Origin of the sequence: Litoreibacter janthinus (genome assembly GCF_900111945.1) — a bacterium.
Lineage (GTDB): Bacteria > Pseudomonadota > Alphaproteobacteria > Rhodobacterales > Rhodobacteraceae > Litoreibacter > Litoreibacter janthinus.
On record NZ_FOYO01000001.1, the window covers coordinates 1250669 to 1269127 of the forward strand.

17 protein-coding genes and 1 riboswitch are annotated in these 18459 nt (G+C 56.2%); of the genes, 10 read left to right on the forward strand and 7 right to left on the reverse strand.

Annotated features, from left to right (window positions below; all coding sequences use genetic code 11):
* Window positions 1–68 precede the first annotated feature (68 nt).
* Complete coding sequence (locus tag BM352_RS06265) at window positions 69–422, forward strand: response regulator transcription factor (protein WP_090213913.1); 354 nt, start codon at window positions 69–71, stop codon at window positions 420–422.
* Here BM352_RS06265 and BM352_RS06270 read toward each other — a convergent pair.
* The 5 genes from BM352_RS06270 to trpF are packed head-to-tail and all read right to left on the reverse strand — an operon-like array spanning window position 410 to window position 5275.
* Window positions 410–1612: an MFS transporter gene (locus tag BM352_RS06270; RefSeq protein WP_090213916.1), complete on the reverse strand. Its 1203-nt coding sequence runs from the start codon at window positions 1610–1612 to the stop codon at window positions 410–412. The genes BM352_RS06265 and BM352_RS06270 overlap by 13 nt on opposite strands.
* Window positions 1609–2913 carry a protoporphyrinogen/coproporphyrinogen oxidase gene (locus BM352_RS06275; protein ID WP_090213918.1) on the reverse strand — a complete coding sequence of 435 codons (1305 nt, stop codon included), beginning with the start codon at window positions 2911–2913 and terminating at the stop codon, window positions 1609–1611. Before BM352_RS06275 ends, BM352_RS06270 begins: the two co-directional genes overlap by 4 nt.
* Before the next feature lie 12 nt (window positions 2914–2925).
* Window positions 2926–3801 carry an AfsA-related hotdog domain-containing protein gene (locus BM352_RS19215; RefSeq protein ID WP_090213921.1) on the reverse strand — a complete coding sequence of 292 codons (876 nt, stop codon included), beginning with the start codon at window positions 3799–3801 and terminating at the stop codon, window positions 2926–2928.
* Window positions 3798–4607 (reverse strand): tryptophan synthase subunit alpha, encoded by an 810-nt coding sequence (gene trpA / locus BM352_RS06285; protein WP_090213923.1) that lies wholly within the window; start codon window positions 4605–4607, stop codon window positions 3798–3800. The genes BM352_RS19215 and trpA overlap by 4 nt, the downstream gene beginning before the upstream one ends.
* On the reverse strand, window positions 4604–5275 hold the full coding sequence (gene trpF, locus BM352_RS06290; protein ID WP_090213925.1) for a phosphoribosylanthranilate isomerase: 672 nt from the start codon (window positions 5273–5275) through the stop codon (window positions 4604–4606). The genes trpA and trpF overlap by 4 nt, the downstream gene beginning before the upstream one ends.
* Window positions 5276–5655: 380 nt before the next feature.
* On the opposite strand from trpF, the gene BM352_RS06295 reads away from it, so the two are divergent.
* The 3 genes from BM352_RS06295 (at window position 5656) to BM352_RS06305 (ending at window position 10466) form a co-directional block, all read left to right on the forward strand.
* Entirely contained in the window at window positions 5656–6558 is a 903-nt protein-coding gene (locus tag BM352_RS06295; protein ID WP_090213928.1) for an outer membrane lipoprotein-sorting protein, read from the forward strand.
* Between the two features lie 82 nt (window positions 6559–6640).
* On the forward strand, window positions 6641–9082 hold the full coding sequence (locus BM352_RS06300) for an efflux RND transporter permease subunit (protein WP_090213929.1): 2442 nt from the start codon (window positions 6641–6643) through the stop codon (window positions 9080–9082).
* Window positions 9066–10466 carry a UbiD family decarboxylase gene (locus tag BM352_RS06305; protein WP_090213933.1) on the forward strand — a complete coding sequence of 467 codons (1401 nt, stop codon included), beginning with the start codon at window positions 9066–9068 and terminating at the stop codon, window positions 10464–10466. Before BM352_RS06300 ends, BM352_RS06305 begins: the two co-directional genes overlap by 17 nt.
* Here BM352_RS06305 and BM352_RS06310 read toward each other — a convergent pair.
* Window positions 10406–11794 carry a sensor histidine kinase gene (locus tag BM352_RS06310; RefSeq protein WP_090213935.1) on the reverse strand — a complete coding sequence of 463 codons (1389 nt, stop codon included), beginning with the start codon at window positions 11792–11794 and terminating at the stop codon, window positions 10406–10408. The genes BM352_RS06305 and BM352_RS06310 overlap by 61 nt on opposite strands.
* On the reverse strand, window positions 11791–12450 hold the full coding sequence (locus BM352_RS06315; protein WP_090213937.1) for a response regulator transcription factor: 660 nt from the start codon (window positions 12448–12450) through the stop codon (window positions 11791–11793). Before BM352_RS06315 ends, BM352_RS06310 begins: the two co-directional genes overlap by 4 nt.
* Before the next feature lie 147 nt (window positions 12451–12597).
* Between BM352_RS06315 and BM352_RS06320 the strand changes: the two genes are divergently transcribed.
* The 6 genes from BM352_RS06320 (at window position 12598) to gcvH (ending at window position 18455) form a co-directional block, all read left to right on the forward strand.
* Window positions 12598–12993 carry a PepSY domain-containing protein gene (locus BM352_RS06320; protein ID WP_090213940.1) on the forward strand — a complete coding sequence of 132 codons (396 nt, stop codon included), beginning with the start codon at window positions 12598–12600 and terminating at the stop codon, window positions 12991–12993.
* Window positions 12994–13030: 37 nt separating this feature from the next.
* Complete coding sequence (locus tag BM352_RS06325; RefSeq protein WP_090213942.1) at window positions 13031–13492, forward strand: DUF2271 domain-containing protein; 462 nt, start codon at window positions 13031–13033, stop codon at window positions 13490–13492.
* Window positions 13493–13504: 12 nt separating this feature from the next.
* Window positions 13505–15712, forward strand: a complete 2208-nt coding sequence (locus BM352_RS06330) for a PepSY domain-containing protein (RefSeq protein ID WP_090213944.1) — start codon at window positions 13505–13507, stop codon at window positions 15710–15712.
* Entirely contained in the window at window positions 15693–16661 is a 969-nt protein-coding gene (locus tag BM352_RS06335; protein WP_090219896.1) for an FAD:protein FMN transferase, read from the forward strand. The genes BM352_RS06330 and BM352_RS06335 overlap by 20 nt, the downstream gene beginning before the upstream one ends.
* Window positions 16662–16718: 57 nt before the next feature.
* Window positions 16719–16804, forward strand: a riboswitch (glycine riboswitch).
* A gap of 159 nt (window positions 16805–16963) precedes the next feature.
* Complete coding sequence (gene gcvT / locus BM352_RS06340; protein WP_090213946.1) at window positions 16964–18079, forward strand: glycine cleavage system aminomethyltransferase GcvT; 1116 nt, start codon at window positions 16964–16966, stop codon at window positions 18077–18079.
* 16 nt (window positions 18080–18095) lie between these two features.
* On the forward strand, window positions 18096–18455 hold the full coding sequence (gene gcvH / locus BM352_RS06345; RefSeq protein ID WP_090213949.1) for a glycine cleavage system protein GcvH: 360 nt from the start codon (window positions 18096–18098) through the stop codon (window positions 18453–18455).
* Window positions 18456–18459: the final 4 nt, after the last annotated feature.

Consider the following 18459-nt stretch of genomic DNA (forward strand, 5'->3'; position numbering starts at 1 on the left):
TCGCCCCTCCGCTTGGAGGTGAGACCCTCGCAGTGTACGGCCCTGAATCTCAGCAAGGGACTACACTGATGCGGTCCTTGATCTGGCGTGGGTATCAGCCGCTGCGCGTCACACGGAAACAGGAGGTGAAGAATCTCTTCGATCACGCAATCATCTCGGCCCTGATCGTGTTGGACACTGTGTCTATCGAGTGCGCACAGCAGTTGTGCCTGTCGCTGCGAACAACCAATCGCAGGACGCCGATCGTGGTCATGCTATCCCCCGACAATTGCGGCGCCGGAATTGGTTTGCTTGACAGCGGGGCCGATCACTACGTGATCCAGCCCGCGCAGATAGATGAACTTCTGCACAAGCTGCATGCTCTCACCCGTCGTACTCGACGCACGGGCTTTAGCTTTTTTCCAACCACCTACGCCAAGTGATCCCAGATCCATTTGGACGTAGGCACCAGCTTCTCTTTGTTCAAAATCGTCAGAGCTGTGAGGATTATAATCAAGGCCATCGCAAAAAACGGTAGCCTTTCTGTGCCGGCATGTCCCAAACCCAATGCGAACAATGACGCTGCAACTTGACCTGCGTAGAGCGCCGAAGCGATGTAGCCTGCAATGATGTTCGCGGTCTGTGGGGATCCGTGGGCCATGATCCGCTGGATCATCAAGGGCAACAGAGCGCCAAATGACATCCCGACAAGAACTGCCGCGAGCAAAACGGCAAACACCGACGAGGAGAGGCCAAGTTCGATCAGTCCCAATACACCTGTGAAAACGGCGGCGGCTAAAACTGCGCCTGCGCCTGCGGCTTCGACCAGCCGTCTGATATTGAGCGAAACCAGACCGCTCAACAAAGTGGCGCAAGCTATCGCCAGGCCCGACAATGCGGCGTTCTCCATGAGCAGGTTCAAAAATGGAACCTGTGTAGGGATGAGGTAAAACGCAGTCATGGCCAGACCGACAACCAAAAGCGGGATTTGCATCTGGCGCCAAAGCTGTGTGTTCGGAGGGGGGGTATTACCTGTGATCGGGGCCGCCGGATGCCACTCGAGTGTCGATGCGAAATAGGCAACAGGCAAGGTGAGGAGATAGAGCGAGAACGGAAAGCGCCAACCTAGCTGTGACAGCAGTCCGCCAAGTAAAACAAACACCACGCCGCCGAAGGTATTTATGGCAGCTTGTCGCGATATGACGAGCCCTCGTGCCGGACCCTGAAACAACGACGTGATGGCTGCGGTAGCGAAACATAACGTGGCTGCCGTAGCGATCCCAAGCCCGATCCGAGTTGCGATGAGCCAGCCAAAGCCATTCGCGAAGCCACCAAGAACCCCGAATAGTGCCATAGCGATTAACGATGCGACAAAGCCCGCACGTTGATCGACCCGACCTGATTGTCTGCCAATCCAAGGGCCGGCGAGCATAATCAAGACGGCGGGAACCACCAAAGCGATCCGACCCCATACGGTGCCATCTGGTGCACCAGATAGCGCCGCTTCGATAGCGGGAATGGTCGGGGCGATTGCCGCCCCGCTCATCACCGCGCAGGCACTCGCAGCCCATATGACGGCTCGATGGGATGGAGCCGGGACCGGTCTTGCCCGGATATCGTCGAACAGTGTCATGCGGCTTGCGACCTCTCGGTGGTGTTGGCTAGCAGCCGTGACACTGCAAGATCCGCCGAGGTCAGGCAGCCTTCCATTGTGTGGCCTTCAAGGTAGTCACCGGCGATTTCCAGGCCCGAAATACTCTCGACGCTGCGCAGTAAATCTTTCTTCAGGCCGGTGAAGTGTGGCGCGTAGCCACAAATACCACCTGAGTGACGCGCGACGTGAACATGTGTGCGGTTGGCATTTATTGGCATACGCTTCGAGAATGTCTCCTCTGCGATGCGGACCAACTCATGATCGGGCTTGTCAAGAATTTCCCGTGCCGCCTTTCCTGAAAGCGTGTAACGGACATGATGTGGTGTATGCAGCCGGTTGGCAGAGCAATGACCCAAAGGCGCACCGGGTTCGAACATGATCGAATGCACGCCCTCTTTGAAAACAGGCGCGTCGTAGACGACATTGATCATCGCCAACGGGAAGTAACGCAAAGCCTCGACAGCAACGCGGCCATACGCGGGCAACTCTACAAGATGCTTAAAGACATTGGCGGGAACGGTGGAGATTACACGGCTGGCTGGAACAACATGCGCACCATTCTCGTCCTTTAGCTCTAAGCCTGCGACATGTCCGTTGTGGGTAAGAATGCGCGTCACGCGAGAGCCGAAGCGAATGTCCTTTTCGGCGGCGAGGTTGTCATGAAACTGACCGATTCCGCCCGCGATTGCATGGTGCGATCCTTTGCCGAAGCCAGAGGCGAAGAGCATCATCAGGGAAGGGTAAAGTTCGGACGGTTCTGCCGCACCCATGATGATCGAGAACAGTCGAAGCGGACCAGTCGCGAGCTTCTTGGTGAAGTGATTGTCGATTGTGGTGTGGTCCCAAGTCTTTTCGACTTGCTCGATCAGACCGGACGTATAGTTCAATTTGTCCGCGTTCTGGCGCGCGAAGGCAAGGAAGTTGCGGAACTGAAACGCACCGCGTGTGCCGATTGCAGACGCGAGTCGCAGATCACCCGCGAGGGTTTTGCTCTTTTGCAGCGCAACAAGCGTGTCGTTCATCACGATATGGAACCCGGGGTGCTGATCTTCGAATTCGGTCAGGTTGAACTCTTCCAACAGCGCATTGAAACGTGGCCATGCGCTTGAAAAATTCTTGCCGCCAATCTCGAACGAATGATCGCCCGACTTGATACATGCAGCGCGCCCGCCGGCATAAGAGCCGACTTCGTGAATAATGCTGGGGATGCCTTGTTTGGCGAGGTAATGAGCGGTGCCGAGGCCGGAAATGCCGGCGCCAATAATGTGGACAGGATCCATGTCAGATGTTCCTTAAACGGGTTGTGGTTCTTCGGTTTTGCTTTTGGTTTTGGTTGCCACCTGCGCGGTGCGTATGCTGCATTTGGCAAATCTCCGTCCGCCAGATGTTAGCCAAGCACTGCGGGCGAGCCGGTTTTTTCCGGTGCCGACAAACTCGCGCGCACCATCAAGGGCGACGCCGTCATCAAAGTTGGTAATCGGCGCGCTTTGGTCAAATGAGACACCTGTAAGGATATCGCGGATCCGCTTGTCTCCATCGTGATGCGCGTTGAGAAACCGCTGCACCTGCATGAAGGCTTCCAGCAGATACAGCGGATGCACGGTTTCCGCAGAGTCGGAAAACAGGCACTTGTCTGACAACGGCAAAAGCTGTGCCGTAACGCGTTGATCTGTCAGCACCGGTGTGGTGATCAGGACATTCTCGGGCCTCTGCTTGTTCAGAGAGCGACTCGTGCAAGGAAGCATGTCGTCTAATGAACTCATGGCACACAGGGGAATCGACGACGTCTGGTCAATTTCCTGAAGCGTAGGAGTTAGGGTCACGCGGATACTGGCGCGCACGACGCTGTCCTGCTCAAATTCGGTGGTGCAAATGACAGAGCCTGAGTCTTTCGCGACAGTTGTGTGCAGCAGGATGTCTTTGTCAATGAAGGTGTACTGCTTGAAGTCGGCAAGAATGGCGCTCACAAAACTGGGGGCCGTGACGCGAGCTTGCGCAGCTTGGACGGCACCTTCCAGCAAGAGAAGGCCCGGCACGTGGTCGAGCGGATGATCGAAGAAGAACGGGTGTGTCTTGTCTACGATCAATCTGGCGACGCCGTTCCCATCGCGTCTACAGTGGCGCAATACGGCGTTCTTCGGGTGCATCCGTCGGTCGAGGGCACTCATCGTGTCGCCTCCCGATTGAGGCTTGCGATGAAGCGTGCGGCGGCGTCGGCAGGGTCCTGATCTTCTTCAATGGCCTGTTCAACTACGCCAGAGATGGCACTTCCAACGATGGCAATATCGCAACCGCTTTGGAATGCCCGCCGCACGTCCGCTTTGGTTTTCAGTCCAAATCCGATAGCAATCGGAAGATCCGTTTTGCTCCGCAATGCGTCGATCTGGTTTGACAGGTCCCCGGCTTTCGAAGCCCCGCCGGAACGGCCGTAAGCCGAAACCAAATAGATGAACGCCGAAGCCTGCTCGAGAACCCGACGGCGCGTGTCAGGTGTCGCGTTTGAATAGATGGTTCCAACCGTTGGAATGTATCCGAAGGCAGCGTTTTGGAAGCTGCTTGTCATTTTGGGTGGAAGCCCGTGTGGCAGTATTCCCGCCATGCCCGCATCACACGCCATTTTGCACACTGCCTCAAAACCGTAGGGGCGAAGGGTGTGACTGGAGTCAGCCAGAAGCACGATCTTGATCCGGTCTGTGAATTCAGAGGCCATGTCGATCACAGGCTCTAAAGTCGCGCCATGCTCAAGTGCACGATTGTGCGCTTTGATCAGCGTCTCACCGTCGGTGAACGCATTTTTGAAAGGCACGCAAAGCTCGACCATACCGACGCCGAGATCAACGCAACTTTGCAAGATCTTGCGTGTGACATCCAAAGTAGGGTCGCCAGCCATGATCAACGGGCACAGGCTGCGCGCGTGGACCATTTGGCCAGTTTCAATGAGTTGCCGTGAGGCGAAATCTAGCATCGTGTTCATAATGTGACCTGCTGAAACAAGTTGGTGGGAGAGGAAGCGATCACGAGCATGCGAGCCGCTTTGCGAGTAATTTCGCCGCCGTTCAATCGGGCGGCTGAATCGACGTCGACGGCTTCGATGCCGTTGCTTTCGGAGAGGTCACAGATTCTATCAGCGGTCAGCCCGCCAGCGAGCCAGATGCGCGCACCGTCCAAACGATCCATCCAACGCTGCACCATCTGGCTGCCAAGACTGACGCCGCTGCTGCCGATCTCCTGGCGGCCACCGAACCGGTCGATGAGAAAAATGTCACAACCATTCGAACGATATGCGTCAATTAAGCGATCTATCGGGCTGGCACCTGTATCGTCGACATGAACAGTCTTTATGACCGTCATGCCCTTATCTTTTAAGAACGCTATGTCGCGTGGCGAGTTGAAACCGTGAAGCTGGACGTGGCGAACGCTCGTGTTCTTCAGCAATGCCCAAAGATCGCTGACAGGGCGCTTTATGCAAACTGCAATCGGTGTAATTGAAGTGCAGCGTTCCGCCAGTTCCAAGAACTTCGCGTCCGTCAAATTCCGCGGATGACCGTCTATGCCGGTCCATAGTCCGGCATATTGGGCGCCTTCTTGTGTAAGGATGTCGAGTTCTTCACAATTCGTGACCCCGCAAATTTTCAAATCCATCTAGCCGTCCAATCCGAGTCATATTTAACTCCTTAGAAGCTACGAGATTGCGGCGTTACATAGTGTCGAATATTGGATCGAGTTATTTTGGAACTTCACAGATGATTATGACTGTGAACACAAAATAACAGCAAATTGACGAATCTGACGCTCAAGTGACGGTTAGTAGTGTGAAAATATCAGAAATCCCTAGATTCTCTAAATTTCGCATCCAAATTATTCGTCATAAATAATCAAAAAACCGGTTGAGAAAATCATTTCGTGAAAAATCTTCAGTCAAAGCCATCAAACGCCTTTTTATTTTTGGCGACGGTTAGATCAAGTTGGCAGTGGGATAAAATACTCAATTCCATTGTTGTTTGAACTGAAGGACACAACTAATGATTTCTTTCTCCAAGACCTCTCTGCTCGCATTGGCGACCACTGCGATGGTTAGCGCCGCCAGCTTCGCTGCCGCTGATTCCAGCAAAACACCAATTCTCGATCAGGCGACCCCGACTTCGCCTTTGATGACTGACTGCGGCGAAGTGATGAAGGCGGTTCAGAACCGCTACAACGGCTATGACAGCTGGCGTATCGTTCACATGAAAATCACCGACGAAACCGGCGCTGTCAAAACCCGCCGTATCGCCGCGGCCCATAAGAACGATGGCATCAACCGCCGCCTGCGTTCCTTGGTATTTGATCCTGCAGAACTGCAGGACGTCGAATCCTTTGTGCGCGACAGCTTCGAGCCCACAGTGCCGGATAAGGTCTGGGTTTACCTGCCATCCGCAGAAAAAGTGATCGACGTGAAGTCGGAAGACCTGAGCCAGCGCTTGTACGGCTCCGACCTTGCTGTCGGTGAAATGCTGATCCGCCAAGCAGCCGACTATGATTGCAAGCTATTGGGAACCGGCGTTTTCAACGGCTACCCAGTCTACAAACTTTATGTGAATCCGAAAACCGAAGACGAAGTCATCCGTCTTGGTTTGCGTGACGGCGAACTGTGGGCCGATACCGAAACTTTCATGCCAATCTACTCCAGCTTTAACGCCGATGCACCAAACGAGCAGCGCGTCCTGGAAACGCTGGACTTGCGCTGGGTTGACGGTGTCTTCGCGCCTGCGCGCTACCGTGTGTCGACAATCAAAGAAGGTCGCGTCGTGTCCTTCTCTGACTTCGAGACCGAAGGCGAGCACTTCAACATCGGTCTGCCAAGCTCTTGGTTCGAACTGGGTGATCTCGGATCCTCTGCATCCGAATTCCGCAATTTCCGTAGTGAACCTGACGCCGGCCACTAAGTTCGGCCGACGAAGAGTGCAGGCGCGGAAATCCTCCCTTTCCGCGCCTCATATATTCCCATTTTGTTCAGGAGCCTGAACCATGCATGCCCTTTCCTTTGTCGAAAGCATGATGACCCGCTTTCTCCAGACCGTTTATTCGCACCGGATCAAAGCCTTCATCATTCTTTTGCTTGTTTTTGTTGGCTACGTTGCCGCCAATATCCCCAACCTTCAAAAAGACGGCCGCGTCGAAGCATTTATGCATGAATCGGACCCGGCGCTGAGCACCTACTACGACATGAGGCGCGAGTTCGGCCAAGATAACCGGCTGGTTGTCGCCGTTGCTGCCGACAATGTTTTCTCGACCGAGTTCTTGACGAAGTTCTCGCGGATGCACCGCGAGCTGGCCGACAATGTCCCTTATGTGTCGGAGATTTTCAGCCCCTACAACATCCCCTTCATCGAGCATGAAAACGGGGGGCTCTATCTTGAAGAATTGGTCCGCAATATGCTTGCGCGTGGTCGCAATCCGGAAGACCTGCGCGAGCGCATCATGTCGACCCCTCTGTATAAGAACTTCATCATCTCCGAAGATGGCAAAACCGCTGCGGTCGTGATCGAGCCATACCGCTATGCCCCTTCCACCAATGACTGTGTTCCGGATCCTGCAAATGGCGTGACTTGTGCTGTTGCTTTCACACCGCTCGACGAACGAGACCTTCTGGGCGGGCCGCACTACGCGGAAATGACAGCAGCTGCGCAAGAGATCGTCGCAAACTATCAGGGTGAAGGCTACGATGTTTACATCGCAGGCGCTCCTGTGCTCAGCACCGAAATCGTGAAGATGATGGAGCAGGATATGCCGCGCTTTACGTTGGCGTGCGTGATCCTAACTGTGTTGGCTATGTTGGTGCTGCATCGCAGCTTCCTGATCGCAATTGGCGCGTTCCTGTCCTTCGTAATGGCCATCTTCTCGACCTTGGCGACCGTGTCTTTGACGGGTGTCGCAATGACACCGCCGACGCAGCTATTGATCCCGATGACGTTGGTGGTTGGGCTATGCACGTACATTCACTTTATCGCCACGCTACTGAAGACGAGAGCAGCAGAGAAGGACGGCCTGGTCGCCTTGAAGAATGCCGTCAAGAAGGCCAACACGCCGATTCTGTTCACCGCATTGACGACCGCAGGCGGACTGGTGGGTCTTGCGGCTGCGCCACTGGCTCCGATCACCGCCTTGGGGCTGTTTGGTACCGTGTCCGTCGGGTTGTCCTACATTCTTGCGATGCTTTGGGCGACGCTCGTATTCCGGACCTTGCCGGAACGCTATCTTGACCGTCAGACCGAGAAAGCCGGCGTCATTGCGACAGTCATGCGTAAGGGTGCAATGATCAGCGCAAACGCGCCACGGACCACCTTGGCTGTCTGCGGCGGTGTTGTTCTGGCAGCGGCTTTGGGCATATTCCAGCTCAGCTACTCGCACAACTCTTTGTTGTGGCTGCCTGAGGAAAACGGGGCGCGTTTGTCGACCGAGTATATCGATGCCAACTTCCGCGGCACTGTGAACTTGGAAATGGTCATCACCCCGACTGAAGGCTCCGATTTCCGTGACGAAACCCTGTTGAAGGCCGTCGAGAAAACGGCGCGCGAGGCATATGCGGCTGTTGATATCCCAATTGGGCGTCACACCAGCATCATCTCGTTTGTTGAAGAGACCAACCAAGCCATCAATGATGGCGACCCTGCCGCACTGACCATCCCCGGTCAGGAGCAAATTTGGGATCAAATCCTCCTACTGGAAGGTCAAGGCATCGACGACATGAAGCGCTATGTCAGCATGGACTACAGTTCGGGTCGGGTTTCGTTCCAGACGCCTTGGTTGGAAGCCAAACTGTATTCGGACGTGATCGCGACCATCGAGACCAACTTTGAAACAGCGCTTGGAGATATTGCAACTGTCGAAAGCACCGGCCTGATTGCTTTGCTTGCCAAGACCTCCAAAAAAGTCCTGGACAGTATGACCATCAGCTATGGCCTCGCCTTGGGCTTGGTGACCGTTCTCATGGCTGTCGCCTTGCGTTCCGCCAGCTTGGGTGTGGTCAGCATGATCCCCAACGTCGCCCCCTTCGTGGTGCTGTTGGGTCTGATGGGATATCTCAACATCCCTCTGGATACGTTCACCGTTCTGATCGGTGGCATCATCACAGGCCTGATCGTGGATGACACATTGCACTTCTTCTACAATGTGCGGCAGCGCCTGAACGCTGGCGAAGCTATGGAAACCGCGATTGGTGACGCCATGAGTGACATCGGGCGCGCACTGTTTACGACGACGGTGGTGGTGATGCTGGGCTTCACCGTGTTCACAATGTCATCAATGTCGAACATTCAAAGCTTTGGTATGCTGATGGCTTCGGGCGCAGTGTTGGCGCTTCTGTCTGAGGTGTTTATCGGTCCTGCGGTTCTGATGCTCTACGCTCAGTTCAAAGAGGCCAAGCATCAACCTCGCGTCTCGGCAGTGGCAAATGTCCCGGCTGAATGATCAAAACGCCAGCGCCGCAACCGATATGGTCGCGGCGCTGGAGACCTTGAAGGGATGCCCTGCAGATGCGGGGCATTTCCTCATAAAATCTGGATTTTCGCCTGATCAGGCCGCTGCCGACTTTGTTGAGTCTTACGCAGGTGTCCCCGCGACACCGCGTGGCGGCACAGAACCTGCCGTCCTCTATCAGCAACGCAATCAACCGGACCTATTGTTTGGGTTGTATGGCTGTGAGCGGCGCATACGGGGGTGGCTTCCAGCTCTGGCCGGCTGCCGTATGACAAAAACAGCACCGTCGCTTGCCCCGGTGTCCCCGATCCATGTGAAAAGCGATCACCAAAGATGGGATCAGATCGATTTGGGCGGGCTGCCGTTCCCGCAGATCACTACGCGTGACGCGGGTCCGTACATTACCATGGGATTTGTCATGGCGGGCGAGGCTGGCCAAAACCTTGCCTTATCGGCGCACCGAATGCTCGTGCTTGGGCCGGACCTTCTTGGCATTTCCATGCTCACAAGCAGGCATCTTAGACACATGGCGCAACGCGCAGGGGAACAGGGAGAATCCCTACCGATTTCAATCAATATCGGGGTCCCACCCGCAGTGGCAATTGCCTCCGCCACGGGTACGGCTCATTTACCGTCACGGTTGGATAAACTGTCTTTGGCAGGGGCCTTGGCGAAAGCCCCGATCGCAATTTCCCAAGGCCCCGACGATGGCGCATTTTACCTAAGCCGCAGTGCCATTGTTTTGCACGGCGAACTTCTGGCAGACACCACAACAGAAGCTATCGCACCTGCACCACCTGGGGTGACCATGCCGGAGTTCCTGGGCTATGACGGTCACGCGGGCGCGCCGCTTCAGCTTATCAAGCTAAACTCGATCTCGCAGCGGCCAAATGCCATGATGCAAGCCGTGGTCGGTCCCGGACGCGAGCAATCTGCTATACTTGGGTTGGGTGGCGCATTGTCTCTGGCGCTCGGCCTTGATGAAGGCCTACTGGCGGAGAATGCTTTTGACCTGCGGTTCTCCTACGCAGGCGGCGGCATGTTGTTGCTCTTTGTTGCGCTGAAAGACGGGCACACAACACCGCTGGAGCCTTTGGCGCGCCAGATGATAGATATTTGCCCATTCGTCAAAACGGTCGTGTTCGTCGATCAGGATGTAGATCTTTCATCAGAGGAAGACATGCTCTGGGCGATGACCACCCGTGCCAATCTGGCGCAAGATTGCCATCCGGTCCAAGGGTTTGCTCCAATGCGCATGGATCCGTCTCAGGGTGATGCGTGGGCGAAGCAGAAAGGCTACACGCCGACGCGCTGTTATGTCGATGCCACCGTGCCACCTTCATGTAGGTCTGCGGCGTCTCGTAGTTTCGTTTGATCGCGGGCAGCCGGTTGAAAGTAAGCCTCAAAGCCAGCGCGACCGTCTCGCGCAGGTGAGTATATCGAGAATGCCCCGCCGCTGCGGTCAGCGATGGCTTTGACCACAGCAAGACCTAGGCCACTGCCATCGGCCCTTCCTGCACCGCGTTCGAACCGTGCGGTCAATCCGTTCAGGACGCTCGCAGGTATGATCGGGCTCGTGTTTAAGACCCGCAACTCACCATCGGATGCAAGGTGAACGGTCACAGGTGATCCATTGTCTCCATGAAGCAATGCGTTCTCAATAAGGTTGCGGCACACGATGGCGAATGCGTCGGGGTCCAAGTCGGACAGGACCGCTTCGTTAGGCAAATTGAGTGTGATCAAGTCTCCTCGCTCTGCTTTGCGCAGGTCGCTAACGATGAGTTCGACAATAGGGCGCATGTCGGCCTGTGCGTCCAACCTCAGGCGGCCACCCTCGGCGCGAGCAAGTTGCATCAGACGTTCCGACAATCGCGTAAGCCGTCTGAGCGATTCTTCGATCTCAGTTGCACGCTTTGCGATCGTTGCATCTTTTGTTTCGGATCGAATGCGTTGGGCCTGTGCAATTGCTCCAGCCAAAGGTGTGCGCAACTCGTGGGCGGCGTTGGCCGCAAAGCTGCGCTCGGCCTCGAATGCCGCGTGAAGGCGTTCAAGGAAGCCATTAAGGGTTTCAACCAGAGGTTCGATTTCAGTGGGTAGGTCCTCGATTTCGACAGGTGACAAGTCGCGGGCTGCCCGACCTGCAAGTCTTGCGCTGAACGCGCGAAGCGGCAAGAGGTTTGCCCGCACGACTATCCCAACGAGCAATAACGCGACGGGTATTAGCAGCAGCAGTGGCAAGGCCAGTGCCATCTGAATACCGCTTGCGACTGACTGGCGATGCGCTAGCGGCTCGGCAATTGTTATCCGAATAGTCCCGCGTACCGCGTCTTCGTTATAGAAACGATAGGATGAGTTCTGAGCGAAGCCGGACCCTTGATACGGCGGGAAAACTTCAGCATCCGCTGCATGGGATTGCAGCAATATCTGACCTTCGTTGTTTCTGACAATGTAGGTGAAATACTCATCATGCTCGCGGATTCGGGCGAGACGCTGAACAGGAACATCATCGTCGCGCCCCAAAATGTCGACAACCGCCAACGGGAGAATGCGCTGCGCCGTTTCTTGAAGTGCCGAGTCGAACACCTCGTCCATCTCGTGTCGCGCAGTAATGGCAGTAATCGTAGCCGTCGCGATCCAAACAAGGGTGAGCAGTAGCCCCAAAGACATTCCTAAGCGGCCTTGAAGGCTGTTGCGCCATTTCATGCCCCAACCATCCGGTAACCAAGCCCACGTTCGGTGACGATCATCTCAGCGCCCAGTTTTTTGCGGAGGCGGCTGATGTGAACCTCGATCGTGTTGCTTTCGATTTCCGCGCCGAAAGCATACAGATGATCTTCCAGCTGTGCTTTCGACATCAACCGGCCCGGTCGCGCCAACAGTGCCTCAAGCAAGGCCCATTCACGCGCGGTCAGTGCTATTGCTTTGCCGTCTTTGGCGATGTTTCGCTCTGCAACGTCAATCTGAAACGGACCATAGGAGACAATTGGACTTGGATTGCCATTGTAGCGACGCGCAACGGAGCCAATGCGTGCGGATAGCTCTGCTAAATCAAATGGCTTCACAAGATAATCGTCGGCGCCTGCATTCAACCCAGCAATTCGGTCGGAAACCTGATCAAGCGCCGTCATAATGATCACCGGTTGCGTTCCACCTGCAGCGCGCAATGCCGTAAGGAACGGCAAGCCGCGCCCGTCCGGCAGCATGAGATCCAGCAAAATGAGTTGGTACTCGGTGCCGGCTAGGGCGACCTCTGCGTCATCAAGGCGTTTGACCCAATCAACAGAGTGCCCGCCAGCCACGATCTGATCCTGAACGGCACCGCCCAGAACTGCATCATCTTCAATCAGCAGAATACGCATGTCTCTGGGGCCCCACTCTTCATTTGCGATCTTAGATGCATTGTGAACCTGACGCCAACCTGAACACCTAAAGTTTCACCCTTCAGGTTGATGTCAGTTTGATACGCGACGTTGTGAACATCAAAAGCCCAAACCGGAGCAGGACACATGAAAAAGACACTGGCAACGATGCTGACTGTAACCGCCATAGCCGCAGGTCCGGCTTTGGCTGACGATGACTGCTTTGTCCCGATGGCGAAATGGCAGCCGCGCGAAGCGGCGGCGAGTTTTGCTGCGGCGCAAGGCTGGTCTGTGCGTCGTATCAAGATCGATGACGGCTGCTACGAGATCAAAGGCCGCGACGCTGATGGTCGGGAGATTGAGGTGAAATTGCATCCCGACACACTGAGCGTCATCGAATTTGAATACGAAGATGACGAAGATGACGACGAGGATGACGACGATGACGACGACCGTCGCGCTTCCCCTGTTCCTCCAACTCCCTCTGCTCCGACGAACGGCCTTCTCGGGACAGGTGAAACCCCTCAAGTCGTCATCAAATGATCCCGTTCAAAACTCCTCAAAGACAGGTCATGCTAAAATGAAAACCTTTCTCGCAGCTTTGACGTTAAGCACCGCCCTAACTGCACCTGCTATGGTGTCCGCCCGGCCAATTACGCTTACCACAACTCTGAATGCGTATGGAGGGCCTGGCGCTTATCTGGCGCTTTATGTCACCGACAGCCAAGGGGCTTTTGCAGGCACGCTTTGGGTCGCAGGCGGCAAGTCGAAATACTACCAACATATGTCCGAGTGGTATCGGTCGGGTGGCGCTTCGCAAATTGCCGGGGTTACGGGCGCAAGCGTCGGCGCTGGCCGCACCTTGGAGATCACGCTTGACCTCAAGGATGCGCTTTTTGACGCGGGTTATAGCCTGCACATTGACGCCGCGGTGGAGGACTATCGCGACAGTTCTAAGGACATATCGGTCGAGTTGACCTCGGATGCCGCGGGCAAGCCGGTCCAGGGCCGACGGTACGTCTCCACGTTCACCTACAAATAATCGGAGTTCACCATGATCCGCGCTCTTCACCGCTGGCCCGGGCTGGTTGCGGCGGTTTTCCTCGTTGTTTTGAGCCTAAGTGGCGCGGTCTTGTCGGTGTTTCCAGCGCTTGACCGGATTTCTGCACCGCAGGCTCAGACCTCTCTTGACGTTGCAACGCTAGCCGACAGGATTCACGGCAACTATCCAGGAGTGGAGCAAATCCGCCGTGCCCCGTCGGGACGCGTTACCGCCTATTGGTTTCACGATGGTGTTCCAGGCAGCGCGGTTATCGATCCGGCGACAGGCACTGCTACGGCATCTGCCGACCCGAACAAGACACAGCGTTGGCTAACGGAACTGCATCGTTCGCTTTTTCTCGATGACAGCGGTCGGATGGTCATCGCGGGCGCGGCATTGGGAATGCTGCTGCTAACAGTCAGCGGCGCAGCGCTCGTTGCTCGACGCTCGGGAGGCTGGCGATCATGGTCTTCGCCAGTGCGCGGACCACTCGCAGGTCGCTTGCACGTAAAGGTCGCGCGCGTTGCTGTCGTCGGGTTAGGACTGTCGTCCCTGACAGCCTTGTGGATGAGTGCTTTAACCTTCGAGCTACTGCCGGACACAGGTTCAAATCCCGTGTTTCCGTCCGCTGTTAGTGCGCAGATGGGCGTGGAGCTTACTGCTATCCCGCTTCTAATTGAAACCAAGGTTTCAGAGCTGAGGGAACTGACCTTTCCCTATGCCGGTGACGTTAGCGATGTATTCACTTTGAAAACCGACAGCGGTAAGGGCTACATCGACCAAGGCACGGGCGCAGTTTTGGCGTGGGACACGCCGGGCACATTGGCGTCCATCTCTGAGACCATTTACACGCTGCACACGGGGCAGGGCGCGCCGCTCCTTGGTTTGGTAATGGGTCTGCTCGCACTTGCCACGCCCATTCTTGCAGTGACAGGAGCGCTCGTTTGGTGCGCGGCGCGGCGTGGACAACCACGCATTCGCGATAACGCACGGGCTGGCAGCGCTGACACAATTGTGCTTGTCGGCAGCGAAGGTGGCAGTACATGGGGCTTCGCTGCAACCCTTCACCAAGCCTTGGTGCAGGCTGGCCACCTCATTCACACCGCGCCGATGTCGGCCTTTAATCCTCACGAATACAGCAATGCCGAAAGGCTGATTATTTTGACAGCGACTTACGGTGATGGTGTCGGGCCCGCCTCAGCCACGGGTTTCCTAAAACGACTTCGGCGGGGGGAATACGTAAGAAAGACTCCCGTCGCGGTGCTGGGGTTTGGCGATCGCAGTTTCCCCAAATTCTGCGCATACGGGCAGGCTGTCGCCCAAGATTTGCAAAATGCGGGGTATGAGATGCTTTTGCCCTTCGACACGATCGACCGGCAGTCTGTGCAAGACTTCGCACGCTGGGGGCGCGATCTCGCCGCAAGCATGGGCAGTAGCTTTGAGCTCGACCACCAACCCGTTGTACCTGAAGTGGTAAAGCTCACATTGACGTCTCGTCGTGACTACGGCGCGGACGTTCAAGCGCCAACTTCGATCCTTCGGTTCGCCTTGCCGAAACTTTCGATCTGGCAGCGGGTGACACGCACTGGGTTTGCGCGGTTCGAGGCGGGTGATCTGATTGGCATCTTTCCAAGCGGGTCCATCGTGCCGCGGTTGTATTCGCTGGCCTCGGGACGCGGCGACGGGTTCGTGGAAATCGTGGTGAAAAAGCAAAGCGGCGGCCTGTGTTCTGGGCAACTTGTGACCTTGGAACCCGGCGATACCATCCAGGCCTTCCTGCGGCGCAATCCCAACTTCCATGCACAAACTGCGAAGACGCCGCTCATCCTCGTTGGGGCTGGCACTGGCGTTGCGCCTTTGGCTGGTATTGTGCGGGCCAACACGAGGCTTAGGCCGATCCATCTGCTGTTCGGGATGCGCCATCTCCACAGCGATTTTCTCTATCAGGAGGAAATCAGCGGTTGGCAGGCAGATGGCAAACTGCATCACCTGCTTGAGGCAGAATCCAGAGGGGCGCGGCCCCGATATGTCCAGGACGTGCTGCGTGCAGAAGCGGTCGAAATGCTAGGTCTTATCCAGCAAGGCGCGAAAGTCATGGTGTGTGGCGGCCGCGAAATGGCCGGCGGAGTAGCGTCGGCGATGACGGATATATTGTCGCCCGTTGGTTTATCTCTTCAAACGCTGAAGGCCGAGGGGCGCTATGTTGAAGATGTCTATTAAGCCAGAGCATATTGCCCTGAATGGGCCGACAATGGGAACGCGATGGTCGGCCACATTTTTCGCCGCAACTGGGTTTGACACCGCGCCGGTACAGGCGGCTTTGCAATCGGCTGTCGATGAAGTGGACAATCAAATGTCAACTTGGAAGCCTGACAGCGATCTGATGAGCGTAAACGCAGCACCCGTCGGCGATTGGATCCCAGTTCCACGGCGGCTCTTAGATGTAATCAGATCGGGGCTTGAGATAGGTCGTTCAACTGAGGGCGCCTTTGACATTGGACAGGGGGATGCAGTTGGCGCTTGGGGGTTCGGTCCAAGCGAAGCAAATGCACAGGGCATTAAGGCTGCGGCAAGACGACCGCGTGCAGCTGCATTCGATTGTCTGGAGATTGATGTCTCTAGACGCTCTCTAAGGAAACTTGCCCCCGTGTCGCTGGACTTGAACGGAATCGCCAAGGGCTACGGCGTAGATTGTATGTGCGACGTGCTAAGCGCGATCGGCATCACGTCCTCGCTCGTCGCGATTGATGGGGAGCTTCGCGCGACTGGCCTGCAACCCGATGGCACAGCATGGGCGATCGCTGTCGAGGCGCCTGCAAGAAACCTTCGGGCGGCTCATTCGGTGGTTTCTTTACAAGACGCTGCGATTGCAACCTCGGGCGACTATCGCCACTGGGTTGAAATTCAAGGACGGCGTTTCTCCCACACGATGCACCCGAAGGGCGGTCGCCCGCTCGCTGCGCCGCCCGCATCGGTCACTGTGGTGGCCAGAACCTGTCTGCTAGCAGACGCCTGGGCGACGGCCCTCATGGTGGTGGGGGTAGACGCAGGAAAAGCGCTGGCCGAGCGCCACGGTCTCGATGTTCTGTTTCTTGAACGGGGCGATGCGGGCGAAATTGTCCCCAGCTCTGCGGGGCGAGTTTTCGAAATTGAGCAACCGATCTCTTGACAGCGCGACGATTCAAATATCTTTTGCCACCACCTGTTCATTCGATCTATGACAGGTTCAGCCACGTCGGGAGAACCAGTTCAACTGGTGCCGAAGGAGCAACCGCCCCGGAAACTCTCAGGCCAATGGACCGACGAAGCTGACACGGATCTGGAGAGAGGTGTTAAATCACCCGCCGAAGGGATAGCGATCTCAGGCAAAAGGACAGAGTGGGCATCTTGCGTGTGGGCAACCGCGCGTGTTTTGGTGCCGCATTCTGTTCGCTCAGATAAAACGGCCTGTGAAAGACGAAAGGCCGGAAGATGTCAGATTTGCTGCAAACCCCCCTTCACGACTTGCATGTGCGCCTTGGCGCGAAAATGGTCCCCTTCGCTGGATACGCCATGCCAGTTCAATACGGCCTCGGCGTCATGAAAGAACACCTCCACACACGGGCGAAGGCTGGTTTGTTTGACGTCAGCCATATGGGGCAAGTCATCGTTGCAGGGGAGGGTGCTGCAATAGCGTTGGAAAGCCTGATCCCTGTGGACATCGCTGGCTTGGCCGAGAACCGCCAGCGATATGGCTTCTTTACCAATGAGGCGGGCGGCATCACTGACGATCTCATGCTCGCAAACCGAAGCGATCATATCTTTCTAGTGGTCAATGCCGCCTGCAAAGATGCAGACATTGCCCATATGAAGGCCCATCTTGAACCACACGTGAAGGTAACCCAGATCACCGACCGCGCGCTGCTTGCGTTGCAGGGTCCCGCTGCGGAAACTGTACTGTCTTCATTGAACCCAGCGGCTGCTGAAATGAGTTTCATGGATGTAGCCACGCTGACCCTGAACGGGGCGGAGTGCTGGGTTTCTCGTTCCGGCTATACCGGCGAAGACGGTTATGAAATCTCCGTCCCCAATGATGCGGCAGAAGCCTTGGCGCATGCGCTGCTGGATCATGTTGATGTGGAGCCGATCGGGCTTGGGGCGCGTGACTCGTTGCGGCTAGAAGGCGGCTTGTGCCTTTACGGCCATGACATCGACACCGGAACAACCCCTGCGCAAGCTGCGCTGACATGGGCAATACAAAAAGTGCGGCGAACCGGTGGCGCACGCGCTGGCGGGTTTCCGGGGGCGGATGTCATCCTTGCAGAACTGGAAGCAGGTGCGCCGCGCAAGCGCGTGGGGCTTCTGCCCGAAGGGCGCGCGCCAATGCGCGAAGGCGTGCCGCTTTATGCTGGGGCCGAAGGCGGGTCGCAGATCGGCACGATCACCTCTGGCGGGTTTGGTCCATCGGTCGAGGCACCAGTGGCAATGGGCTATGTGACTGCCGACTTCGCAGCACCAGACACGAAAGTTTATGGCGAGTTGCGCGGCAAGCGCCTGCCTCTGACAGTAACCAAAATGCCGTTCACCCCGGCCAACTTCAAACGCTAACCAACGGAGAGACTTTATGAAATACACTGAAGAACACGAATGGCTTCGCGCCGAAGGCGATGTGATGGTCGTCGGCATCACCGAGCATGCCACGACACAACTCGGCGACATTGTATTCGTCGAACTGCCCGACGTCGGCACTACAGTCACCAAAGATGACGAAGTCGTCGTGATCGAGTCGGTCAAGGCCGCCTCGGATATTCTGGCGCCCATCGACGGCGAAATCGTAGAGGTCAACGATGCCTTGGCCGACAATCCCAGTTTGGCCAACGAAGATGCCATCGGCGACGGCTGGTTCTTTAAGATCAAACCATCGGATCCGTCCCAGATGGACGATTTCATGGACGAAGCTGCCTACAAAGCAATGATTGATTGAGCGG

What these genes read in the sequence shown, in the direction of transcription:
- BM352_RS06265 (WP_090213913.1), top strand. Translation starts at nt 69, where the DNA reads ATGCGGTCCTTGATCTGGCGTGGGTATCAGCCGCTGCGCGTCACACGG.
- BM352_RS06270 (WP_090213916.1), bottom strand. Translation starts at nt 1,612, where the DNA reads ATGACACTGTTCGACGATATCCGGGCAAGACCGGTCCCGGCTCCATCC.
- BM352_RS06275 (WP_090213918.1), bottom strand. Translation starts at nt 2,913, where the DNA reads ATGGATCCTGTCCACATTATTGGCGCCGGCATTTCCGGCCTCGGCACC.
- BM352_RS19215 (WP_090213921.1), bottom strand. Translation starts at nt 3,801, where the DNA reads ATGAGTGCCCTCGACCGACGGATGCACCCGAAGAACGCCGTATTGCGC.
- trpA (WP_090213923.1), bottom strand. Translation starts at nt 4,607, where the DNA reads ATGAACACGATGCTAGATTTCGCCTCACGGCAACTCATTGAAACTGGC.
- trpF (WP_090213925.1), bottom strand. Translation starts at nt 5,275, where the DNA reads ATGGATTTGAAAATTTGCGGGGTCACGAATTGTGAAGAACTCGACATC.
- BM352_RS06295 (WP_090213928.1), top strand. Translation starts at nt 5,656, where the DNA reads ATGATTTCTTTCTCCAAGACCTCTCTGCTCGCATTGGCGACCACTGCG.
- BM352_RS06300 (WP_090213929.1), top strand. Translation starts at nt 6,641, where the DNA reads ATGCATGCCCTTTCCTTTGTCGAAAGCATGATGACCCGCTTTCTCCAG.
- BM352_RS06305 (WP_090213933.1), top strand. Translation starts at nt 9,066, where the DNA reads ATGTCCCGGCTGAATGATCAAAACGCCAGCGCCGCAACCGATATGGTC.
- BM352_RS06310 (WP_090213935.1), bottom strand. Translation starts at nt 11,794, where the DNA reads ATGAAATGGCGCAACAGCCTTCAAGGCCGCTTAGGAATGTCTTTGGGG.
- BM352_RS06315 (WP_090213937.1), bottom strand. Translation starts at nt 12,450, where the DNA reads ATGCGTATTCTGCTGATTGAAGATGATGCAGTTCTGGGCGGTGCCGTT.
- BM352_RS06320 (WP_090213940.1), top strand. Translation starts at nt 12,598, where the DNA reads ATGAAAAAGACACTGGCAACGATGCTGACTGTAACCGCCATAGCCGCA.
- BM352_RS06325 (WP_090213942.1), top strand. Translation starts at nt 13,031, where the DNA reads ATGAAAACCTTTCTCGCAGCTTTGACGTTAAGCACCGCCCTAACTGCA.
- BM352_RS06330 (WP_090213944.1), top strand. Translation starts at nt 13,505, where the DNA reads ATGATCCGCGCTCTTCACCGCTGGCCCGGGCTGGTTGCGGCGGTTTTC.
- BM352_RS06335 (WP_090219896.1), top strand. Translation starts at nt 15,693, where the DNA reads ATGTTGAAGATGTCTATTAAGCCAGAGCATATTGCCCTGAATGGGCCG.
- gcvT (WP_090213946.1), top strand. Translation starts at nt 16,964, where the DNA reads ATGTCAGATTTGCTGCAAACCCCCCTTCACGACTTGCATGTGCGCCTT.
- gcvH (WP_090213949.1), top strand. Translation starts at nt 18,096, where the DNA reads ATGAAATACACTGAAGAACACGAATGGCTTCGCGCCGAAGGCGATGTG.